The following is an 8,750-nucleotide window of genomic DNA, read 5'->3' as shown; positions in this document are numbered from 1 at the left end:
CTCGGCCGACATCGGCGGCTTGGGAGCCGGCCTGGTCGGCGACGTCGGTCCGGCAGCGGCCGTCAGCGGAGCAGGCGGAATGGGCGCTGCGCCGGTGTTGGCCGCGGCCGGCGGGGGGTCGTCAATCGGCCCGTTGTCGGTGCCGCCCAGCTGGGCCGCCGGCGCGGGAGTGCCGACCGCGAGCACGCCCGTCACGTTGGCGTCGCAGAGCTGGACCACCGCTGGGCCGTCCACCGGCGGGATGGGACCCGGCATCGCCGGCATGCCCGCTGTCGCCAATGGCGGTCGCGGCGGCGTGGGTAGCTTCGGAGCCCCGCGCTACGGCGTCAAGCCCAAGGTCATGCCACCGATTCCTAAGCCGACCCTCACCTAGGAATCCAAAGCGGCCGATGATGGCCGGTTAAACCTCAACCGCAATCCGATCGATTCAAGGACGGGATTAGACAAATGGCTTTCGATTTCGCAGCGCGACCCCCGGAGGTCAACTCCACACTCATGTACTCGGGCTCTGGAGCCGGACCACTGATGGCCGCCTCCTCGTCGTTCAGCGCCCTCAGCTCGGAATTGAGCTCGAACGCGGCGTCCTACGAGTCGATAATCTCCTCGCTCGGCTCGGAGTGGACGGGTCCGTCGTCAACGGCGATGGCCGCGTCGGCTCAGACCTACGTCACCTGGCTGACCACCACCTCGACGCAACTGCAGGACGCGGCCGCCGCGGCCACCTCATCTGCGGCGGCCTACGAGGCGGCCCATGCCGCCACGATCCCGCCGGCGGTTGTCTACGCCAACCGGGCGCAGCTGGCCGTGCTGGTCGCGACGAACATCCTGGGTCAGAACACCCCGGCGATCGCGGCCAACGAGGCCCTGTACGGCGAGTTCTGGGCGCAGGACGCCGCCGCGATGTATGGCTACTCCGCCGCGGCGTCGGCAGCCTCGTCGACGCTGACACCGCTGACCGACCCGACCGAGAACACCAACCCGGCCGGGCAGGGAGCACAAGCTGCCGCAGTCAGCCAGGCCGTCGGTAGCAACGGGACCTCGGCAACGCTGAACAACGCGCTGAGCAGCACGCAGAACGCGGTGAGTGCGGCCGCCGCCCCGGCGCAGGACACCGTCGGCTCGGTACTGTCGGCTCTCAGCGGGTTGTTCGGCGTGCCGATCGTCTCCAACACCATTTACAACGTCGGTGTCACGCTGGCATGGAACACCGCCATGATGACCGCGACCCTGCCTCTGCTGGGCCACTTCATCGGCGGCGCTCCGTTCGGCTTCGCCATCAGCGACACCACGCCGCTGGGCGCCGGGTTGGGCTTCGGCACGACGCTGGCGGGCGCGGAGGCGCCGGTCGGCGGAGCCGCGATGGCGGGCATGGGCGAGGCGTCCGCGGTCGGCGGGCTGTCAGTACCGGCAGGTTGGTCGGCTGCCACCCCGTCCGCCGTTACCGACGCCACCTTGGCGGGTAGCGGCTGGACCGCGCCCGTTGAAGAGGGCGCCGGCATGGGAGGTGCGCCGGGCATCATGCCAGGGATGGCCTCCGCGGGAGGCAAATCCGGTTACGGCATGGCCGGGCCGCGCTACGGCGTCAAGCCGAAGGTGATGCCCAAACAGGTATTCGTCTGATGGCGAAGAGGGAGGCGATGCCGCTTGCCTGAGACCAGTGATCAATCTCGACCAGTTCGATAACCTCACGAAAGAGAGATAGAGATATGCCTACGCGTTTTATGACTGACCCGCATGAGATGCGGGCGATGGCGGGCCGTTTCGATGTGCACGCCCAGACGGTGGAGGACGAGGCCCGCAAGATGTGGGCATCGAGCCAAAACATCGCCGGTGCCGGCTGGAGCGGTACGGCCCAGATGACGTCTTATGACACCATGGGCCAGATGAATCAGGCGTTTCGCAACATCGTCAACATGCTGCACGGGGTGCGCGACGGTTTGATCCGCGATGCCAACAATTACGAGCAGCAGGAGCAGGCCTCCCAGCAGATCCTGTCCAGCTAGCCCAAACCGCGACACGAGTTTTAGGAGAACGCTATGTCGATCAGTTACCAGTTCGGCGACGTGGACGCTCACGGCGCGTTGATTCGCTCCCAGGCCGCCGCGTTGGAGGCCGAGCACCAGTCCATCGTGCGCGATGTGCTGGCCGCCGGTGACTTCTGGGGTGGCTCGGGTTCGGTGGCCTGCCAGGAGTTCATCACCCAGTTGGGCCGTAACTTCCAGGTCATCTACCAACAGGCCAACGCTCATGGCTCCAAGGTGCAAACCGCCGGCAACAACATGAACACCACCGACAGCGCCGTCGGCTCCAGCTGGGCCTAACTCACACCACCCCCTGTGGCCCGCACACCACCTGGTGTGCGGGCCACAACCATGTTGGCGCCCCATGCGGCCGAGGTTGGGTTCGCAGGCGTCAGTCAGGACATCGTCACGCGTTGCAAAACGGCAACTACACCCTGGCCGTCAGCGACCTCGGGAATGGATTCTCCACGGTCCTGGACGCATTCATCAACGGATACAACCTCGGTGACGACGGTGGCGGGGCGGCAAAGTTCGTGGCGGACGTCGTGCAAGCGGACTCCGCCCAAGGAGATCTAGCAGCAGCAAGCGGCACCGAACGTAACGCCGCGGCGGAATCTCGTGGAGCTGTTCGCCGCGGTGCTGCGGCCGCCCGGGGCCGAATGGCTACATGCCCACCGCTGCGCAAGCGCCGAGGATTGTGGTCGACGCGTAGTTTGCGGCGTTGGCCAAATGGTTGTCGGTCGGCGTGTAGGTGGGCAGCGACACAACGAACGCGCGGCGGTACTGGGCGGCAAGGTTGGCGAAATCCTGCCAGATCGCGTTATCGCTTTGCCGGCCAAGCTGTTCCAGCTTGCTGGCATAGGTGTTCATCACCGGGGCGACCGCGTAGTTGACGGCCCTCTGTTCGCGATTCCAGTAGATCGCCGGGATGTTCGGGTCCAGCTTCTGCCATGCGTTCGTCTGCTTGCCGAACCGATCTAACGCCAACTTCCAGTCATCGCAAACCTGATTGGTGGTGGTGAGGAAGGGCTGGGGGTTGACGGGATTACCCACTGGGGCGATGTCCGACGGCGGCGCCGAAGGCGGCACCAGGGGGCCTCGCGCAGCCGCGGGACCATCGATGACGGCAGCGCAGATCGCCCCCAAAGCAGACGACGCGCTGTTCGCGGCACCCGCCAGGTTGTTATCGGCCGGCGTGTATTTGGGGACGCGTTCGGCGTAGGCGCGCGCGTAGGCGATGAACTGCTGGTACAGCTCGCGCATCACCCGGTGCGGCGTCAACTTGACCAAGCCGACCGCTTGTGCCGCGGCACCCCGCATCGACTGAGCGGCTGCTATGAATTGCGCGCGCAGCTTCGGCGTCCACGCCGAGGCCGGAACCGATCGATCCCGGTCATTCCAGAGACCTGCGCCGCTGTTCGCAAGCTCGTTGTTGATCGATGTCCATGCCGCGCAGCTGGGGTCGTCGGTGATCACAGTGACCGGCCCGGTGTCTTTGGCGCTGGCCACCCCATCCTGTGCCGAACCGTTATCCTGTTGAGCCCCTTTCGGTGCTCCCGAACCGCCGCCGCCGAAAAGCAACACCACGGCGACGATCGTCGCCAAGACGGCCACGGCGCCCACCGCGCCCATTGCCCACTTGAGATTTTTATTGTCGTCCGGACCGTCGGAATCAGACGTCACGGTGGTCCAGCCTAGATGACAAGCGGCCCGCCGCAGGCAGATTGGGGAGGAGGCGCGTCGACGATTACTACCGTTGGTAGCGGCCACAGGGTTGACATCCACTCGAACAAAGGTTCGAATAGAGTATGCGGTGGGACAGCCAGGGCATCGAGGTCGATGACGGCGCGCTGCCCGGATTGGAGCGCATCGGTTTCGTCCGCAGCGTGCGGACACCGCAGTTCGACGGCATCACATTCCACGAGGTGTTGTGCAAGTCCGCGCTGAACAAAATCCCAGCCGCCGCGGCGTTGCCTTTTACATACACCGTCAACGGATACCGCGGTTGCTCGCACGCTTGCCGTTACTGTTTCGCCCGGCCGACGCACGAATACCTGGAGCTGGACTGCGGCAACGACTTCGACACCCAGATCATCGTCAAGACAAACGTCGCCGACGTGCTGCGCCGCGAGGTGGGCCGGAGATCCTGGCGTCGCGAGACCGTCGCGCTGGGCACCAACACCGATCCCTATCAACGCGCCGAGGGGCGCTATGCGTTGATGCCGGGCATCATCGGCGCACTCGCGGGGTCGGGCACGCCGCTGTCGATCCTGACCAAAGGCACGCTGCTGCGGCGTGACCTGCCGCTGATCGCCGACGCGGCCGGGCAGGTGCCTGTCAGCCTCGCCGTCTCGCTCGCGGTCGGTGATCCTGAACTGCAAAAGCAGGTCGAACCCGGTACTCCCACCCCGCAGGCTCGGCTCGGCCTGATCGCGGCGATTCGCGACGCCGGCCTGGACTGCCATGTGATGGTGGCGCCGGTGCTGCCGTACCTGACCGATTCCGTCGAGCATCTCGACGGTCTGCTGCGCCAGATCGCGAAGGCCGGGGCCACAGATGTCACGGTGTTCGGGCTGCATTTGCGCGGATCGACCCGAGGATGGTTCATGTCCTGGCTGGCGCGCGCCCACCCGCAGCTGGTCGGTCCGTATCGCGGGTTGTACCGGCGCGGAGCATACTTGCCGTCGTCCTACCGAGACGAGCTACGGGCGCGGGCGGCACCGCTGATCGCCAGGTACGGGCTGGGCGGTGATCATCGACGATTCGACGTCGCCCCGCCGCAGCGGGTCGCCGAGGCGTCGCAGCCGACGCTGTTCTGAGCTAGCCGAGGTTGGGTTCGCGGAAGGTGTCGCACTGGTTGGGGTCACCGGTCTGGTAGCCGACGGTGAACCAGTGCTGGCGCTGCTCCGACGAGCCGTGGGTCCACGACTCGGGGTGGGTGCGGCCGGTCGCGGCTCGCTCAATCCGGTCGTCTCCCACCGACGCCGCCGCGGACAGCGCGTCGGCAATGTCCTTGTCGCTCAGCGGTTCCAGGTACGGCACTCCGGTGCTTTCCTGCTTGACGGTCGAGGCGTAGTGCGCCCACACCCCGGCGTAGCAGTCGGCCTGCAACTCGGTGCGAACGCCGCTGCCGCCGGCGCCTTGCGCGCCCTGCTGGGCACGGCCGAGTATTCCCTGCAGATCCTGCACATGGTGGCCGAATTCGTGGGCAACCACGTATTCCTGCGCCAGTGGTCCACCGCTTGAACCGAATTGGGTGCGTAGCACGTCGAAGAAGCCGGTGTCGAAGTAGGCGGTCTTGTCCACCGGGCAGTAGAATGGCCCGACTTCGGTGCTGGCCAGTCCGCAGCCGGTGTTGACCTGTCCGCTGAACAGCCTCACCCGCGGGCGGGTGTATCCGCGCATCAGCTGCTTCCAGACCGCGTCGACGGAGTTGCCGGTAGCCACCACGCGGCACTGCACGTATTTGTTGGCGTCCGCTCCGGTCCGGCACTGGTTCAGGTCGAACCCGGGTGCCACGTCCTGGCTGGTGTTCATCGGCAGCTGGGTCGCCACATTGCCGGGGTCGACGCCGAGTAGCAGCGCGACGACAAGGAACAACAGGCCGCCCAGTCCGCCGCCGATCGCGATTGCCCGCCCGCCGCCGGATGCCGACGTCGTGCTGGTGTCGATCTGCATACCCTCGTTGAAGGTCATCGCATTCTCCGTTTGCAAGTATGCCGCGGCTCGTGGCCCGGCGGGATCAGCTTCGCACACTACGATTCAGGTGTGCCCGCGGTTGCCGAAGTTCCTGCTCTCGCGCGCACGACGGTCGGTGATCTTCGCGGCACCGTCGAAGGTGGCGTCGCGGTGTGGCGCGGCGTGCCGTACGCGCAGCAACCCGTCGGCCAGCGTCGATTCACCGCGCCGGCGCCGCTCTTGCCGTGGACGGGTGTGCGCGACGCCGTCGAGCACGCGCCGCTGCCGCTGCAGAGCCGCTCGTTGGTCGCAAACGACCGCAACGACCCGAAGATCCGCGACGAGGCCTGCCTGACGGTGACGGTGTGGTCGCCGGATGCATCCGGGTCGCTGCCGGTGATGGTCTGGATCCCCGGCGGAGCGTTCCTCAACGGCGCCGGGCAACTGCAGCTCTACAACGGGTCGCGGCTGGCCGCCAACGGCAACGTCGTCGTCGTCAACGTGACCTACCGGCTCGGGGTGTTCGGCGGTTTCGAGCTCGGTGACCTCGGTGAGGGCTTCGAAAATAATCTGTGCCTCCGCGACCAGATCGCTGCGTTGGCCTGGGTTCGTGACAACATCGCCGCGTTCGGCGGCGACGCGGATCGGGTCACCGTGTTCGGCGAATCCGCAGGCGCCACTTCGATATTGGCGCTACTGGCCAGTCCGGCCGCCGACGGGCTGTTCGCGCGGGCGATCGCGCAGAGTCCTGCCCTGCCGTTGATCGCCGATCGCGCGACGCGAGCCGAGCAGGCACAGCAGCTCCTCAGCCGGCTTGGAGTAAGTGCCGCCGAGCTGAAAGAACTGCCGCAGCGCCAGTTGCGCCGAGCCGCCGGCGAGCTGCAGCTGGCGAGCATTGCGACGACGCCGACGCTGGCTCATGGGCTGACCTACGGAGTCGATCTGCTGCCGCGGCACCCGATCGAGGCCGCGCGGGCGGGCGCGGTGGCCCGGGTTCCACTGATCATCGGTGCCAACTGCAACGAGGCGTCGATGTTCGCCCGGGACAAGCCGCCGATGCTGCCGACGACACCGGCCAACATCGACAGCTATTTCGCCCGGTTGGCGCCCCAGACGCGGGCGCGGGTGCTGGCCGCCTACCCCGACTACCCGCGCCGCCGCGCGCTGGAAGCCGTCGGGGCGGACGCCATGTTCGTCGCACCGGCCTGGGCGTTCGCCGACGCCTACAGTGCACACGCGCCGACGTATGTCTACCGGTTCGACCACACGCCGTGGACGCTGCGGGCGCTGGGCCTGGGCGCTGCGCATGGCAGCGAGATCGTGCACGTTCAGCACAGTTACGGCTCTCGCCTGGGGCGACGGCTGCACCCGCTGGGCCGATGGCTACCGCCCGCGGTGGGCCGTCGTATGCAGCGGAGCTGGTTGGACTTCGCCACCGCGGGCTGGTCGGGCGGTCGGGCCTGGTGTGACTATGCGCCCTATTGGCCCCGCTACGACACCCCGCGGCGGGCCACCCGCGTCATCCGGTCCGCGTCCGACGTCATCGTCGACGACCCGGACGTCGAACGTCGCTCGGCGTGGGAGGGCCTGTACTGATCCCGGGCACGCGCAAATTACGAGCTGCCGGACACGAGTGGCTGCAACGCGCCGCGCAACGTGATTTGTTCAGGGTCCCGCCAACCTGTTCAGAGGTTAGCGTTCTGGGCCTTCGTTAACCCTGCGACGTCGCGGCGAAGCGTGCGTCGGTGTAGCGGCGCAGGTTGGCCAGAAAGCGGCGAAAGGCCAGGTTAAGCAACGGCCGGAGCAGGAACATCGCAACCTTGGCCGGCCCGACTGGCTGCTGCGCCAGCGTCCAGGTCATCCGGCAGCCGCCCGGAATGACCTCGACCCGGTAGTCTTCGGCGAACGCGGCGACGGCCCTTGTCGAGCATTCGTTGAACCGAAAAGCCATGCGGGTGAACGGTTCCCAGATGAGGTATTCCTCGTTCCCAACGATGCCGCCGCGCATGTCGACGGTGCGGGTGGTGCCCACACCGCGGGGCTCGGGGCTGGTCCAGGTGACATTGGTGATCACACTCGCCCAGTGCGGCCAAGACTCCGCGTCCGCGAGCACCTCGAACAGTTGCTCGGGCGTGATCGCGAGGTCGACACTGTTGGTGAACCGGTATGGCGTTGTCTCGGTAAAACTCACGCTGACGCGTTCGCAGGGAAACATCTTCCCCATGGTCGCTCCTAAGGTGTCTGACCAGCGCCGTCGGCGACCGGCGTACGAATCTGCGGTGAGAACGACAGGTTATATTCTGAGAAACTCCTTGGTGCAGGCTGCCAATCTTCTCAGCTGGGCAGTTATCTTTGGGGCCGTCGAGAGATTGGAGTCTGCCATGGGGCACAAGAGATCGCGTGCCGTGTTTGTCGGTCTGAGCGCGGCTTCCGCTGCATTCGCGGCCGCGGCAATGCTCTCCGCGGCCACCCCACCGACCGCTCGCGCTGATGACCCCTTGACCGACATCACCAACGACGTCCAGGCCGAGCTTGGTTATGCTCAGACCGCTTTCAGTCAGGCGGCGACGGATTTCAGCAGCAATGATCCAACCGATGGTTTGGACCAGTTGTTCGTGGGTACGGACGACGATGTTGTGGGTGTCCCAGATATCCTCCAGGTGGGAACGGTCGACGCGCTCACGGGCGCACCGGTCATTGGCGACAAGGTTTTCGAGTTTTCCTTCAAAACCCCCACGACCCTCGCAAACGCCACGACCGAAGCGCAAACCTGGTACACCGACGGCAGCAACCTGGTGACCACCATCACGAATCTTTCCCCGACCGACTATGCCGACAATGCGCTCGACAACGCCCTATCGACGGCTGACCAGTGGATTCTCCCCGGCGAGATCCTCAGCATCGGCGATTTCATAAGCTTTGGGTTCTGACAGTTGACCCGCTAACCCGGGCCGTCACTGGCGGCGGCAAATAGCGGCACCAGGACGTCGCTGATCGGCGTCGCGATGCCGTGGGTGCGCGCCTTGCGGATGATCACCTCGTTGCGGATGT

At 66.3% G+C, this 8,750-nt stretch carries 10 protein-coding genes and 1 pseudogene; 7 read left to right on the top strand and 4 right to left on the bottom strand.

Annotated elements, in window-relative coordinates; genetic code table 11:
* From VEI45_RS19100 to VEI45_RS19085, 4 genes are all read left to right on the top strand, one after another.
* The coding region (locus VEI45_RS19100) for a PE/PPE C-terminal domain-containing protein (protein ID WP_324856037.1) at positions 1 to 373 on the top strand (373 nt) is incomplete at its 5' end.
* 74 nt (positions 374 to 447) lie between these two features.
* On the top strand, positions 448 to 1,620 hold the full coding sequence (locus tag VEI45_RS19095) for a PPE family protein (RefSeq protein WP_324856035.1): 1,173 nt from the start codon (positions 448 to 450) through the stop codon (positions 1,618 to 1,620).
* Between the two features lie 86 nt (positions 1,621 to 1,706).
* Positions 1,707 to 2,003: a WXG100 family type VII secretion target gene (locus VEI45_RS19090; protein ID WP_324856033.1), complete on the top strand. Its 297-nt coding sequence runs from the start codon at positions 1,707 to 1,709 to the stop codon at positions 2,001 to 2,003.
* Between the two features lie 33 nt (positions 2,004 to 2,036).
* Positions 2,037 to 2,321 carry a WXG100 family type VII secretion target gene (locus tag VEI45_RS19085; RefSeq protein ID WP_324856031.1) on the top strand — a complete coding sequence of 95 codons (285 nt, stop codon included), beginning with the start codon at positions 2,037 to 2,039 and terminating at the stop codon, positions 2,319 to 2,321.
* 363 nt (positions 2,322 to 2,684) lie between these two features.
* Here VEI45_RS19085 and VEI45_RS19080 read toward each other — a convergent pair whose 3' ends face one another.
* Positions 2,685 to 3,704, bottom strand: coding sequence for a hypothetical protein (locus VEI45_RS19080; RefSeq protein ID WP_324856029.1), 1,020 nt, complete (start codon positions 3,702 to 3,704; stop codon positions 2,685 to 2,687).
* A 125-nt stretch (positions 3,705 to 3,829) separates the two neighbouring features.
* On the opposite strand from VEI45_RS19080, the gene VEI45_RS19075 reads away from it, so the two are divergent.
* Positions 3,830 to 4,840 carry an Rv2578c family radical SAM protein gene (locus VEI45_RS19075; protein ID WP_324856027.1) on the top strand — a complete coding sequence of 337 codons (1,011 nt, stop codon included), beginning with the start codon at positions 3,830 to 3,832 and terminating at the stop codon, positions 4,838 to 4,840.
* 1 nt (position 4,841) lies between these two features.
* On the opposite strand, the gene ypfJ is transcribed toward VEI45_RS19075, so the two are convergent.
* Positions 4,842 to 5,717, bottom strand: coding sequence for a KPN_02809 family neutral zinc metallopeptidase (ypfJ, locus tag VEI45_RS19070; RefSeq protein ID WP_324856026.1), 876 nt, complete (start codon positions 5,715 to 5,717; stop codon positions 4,842 to 4,844).
* A gap of 72 nt (positions 5,718 to 5,789) precedes the next feature.
* Between ypfJ and VEI45_RS19065 the strand changes: the two genes are divergently transcribed.
* Positions 5,790 to 7,295 (top strand): carboxylesterase/lipase family protein, encoded by a 1,506-nt coding sequence (locus VEI45_RS19065; protein WP_324856024.1) that lies wholly within the window; start codon positions 5,790 to 5,792, stop codon positions 7,293 to 7,295.
* 115 nt (positions 7,296 to 7,410) lie between these two features.
* Here VEI45_RS19065 and VEI45_RS19060 read toward each other — a convergent pair whose 3' ends face one another.
* Positions 7,411 to 7,914: an SRPBCC family protein gene (locus VEI45_RS19060; RefSeq protein ID WP_324856039.1), complete on the bottom strand. Its 504-nt coding sequence runs from the start codon at positions 7,912 to 7,914 to the stop codon at positions 7,411 to 7,413.
* Positions 7,915 to 8,080: 166 nt separating this feature from the next.
* Between VEI45_RS19060 and VEI45_RS19055 the strand changes: the two genes are divergently transcribed.
* Positions 8,081 to 8,629: a hypothetical protein gene (locus tag VEI45_RS19055; protein ID WP_324856022.1), complete on the top strand. Its 549-nt coding sequence runs from the start codon at positions 8,081 to 8,083 to the stop codon at positions 8,627 to 8,629.
* Positions 8,630 to 8,640: 11 nt separating this feature from the next.
* On the opposite strand, the pseudogene VEI45_RS19050 reads toward VEI45_RS19055, so the two are convergent.
* Positions 8,641 to 8,750, bottom strand: a pseudogene (locus VEI45_RS19050) (2-dehydropantoate 2-reductase); the annotation flags it as partial.

Origin of the sequence: Mycobacterium sp. (assembly GCF_035623875.1) — a bacterium.
Taxonomy (GTDB): domain Bacteria; phylum Actinomycetota; class Actinomycetes; order Mycobacteriales; family Mycobacteriaceae; genus Mycobacterium.
Note: the sequence above shows the minus strand (reverse complement) of the source record. Positions and strands in the feature narration are given on the sequence as shown.

Bases quoted from the DNA above. Each gene is read 5' to 3' on its own strand.
- VEI45_RS19095 (WP_324856035.1), top strand. From the start codon at position 448: ATGGCTTTCGATTTCGCAGCGCGACCCCCGGAGGTCAACTCCACACTC.
- VEI45_RS19090 (WP_324856033.1), top strand. From the start codon at position 1,707: ATGCCTACGCGTTTTATGACTGACCCGCATGAGATGCGGGCGATGGCG.
- VEI45_RS19085 (WP_324856031.1), top strand. From the start codon at position 2,037: ATGTCGATCAGTTACCAGTTCGGCGACGTGGACGCTCACGGCGCGTTG.
- VEI45_RS19075 (WP_324856027.1), top strand. From the start codon at position 3,830: ATGCGGTGGGACAGCCAGGGCATCGAGGTCGATGACGGCGCGCTGCCC.
- ypfJ (WP_324856026.1), bottom strand. From the start codon at position 5,717: ATGACCTTCAACGAGGGTATGCAGATCGACACCAGCACGACGTCGGCA.
- VEI45_RS19060 (WP_324856039.1), bottom strand. From the start codon at position 7,914: ATGTTTCCCTGCGAACGCGTCAGCGTGAGTTTTACCGAGACAACGCCA.
- VEI45_RS19055 (WP_324856022.1), top strand. From the start codon at position 8,081: ATGGGGCACAAGAGATCGCGTGCCGTGTTTGTCGGTCTGAGCGCGGCT.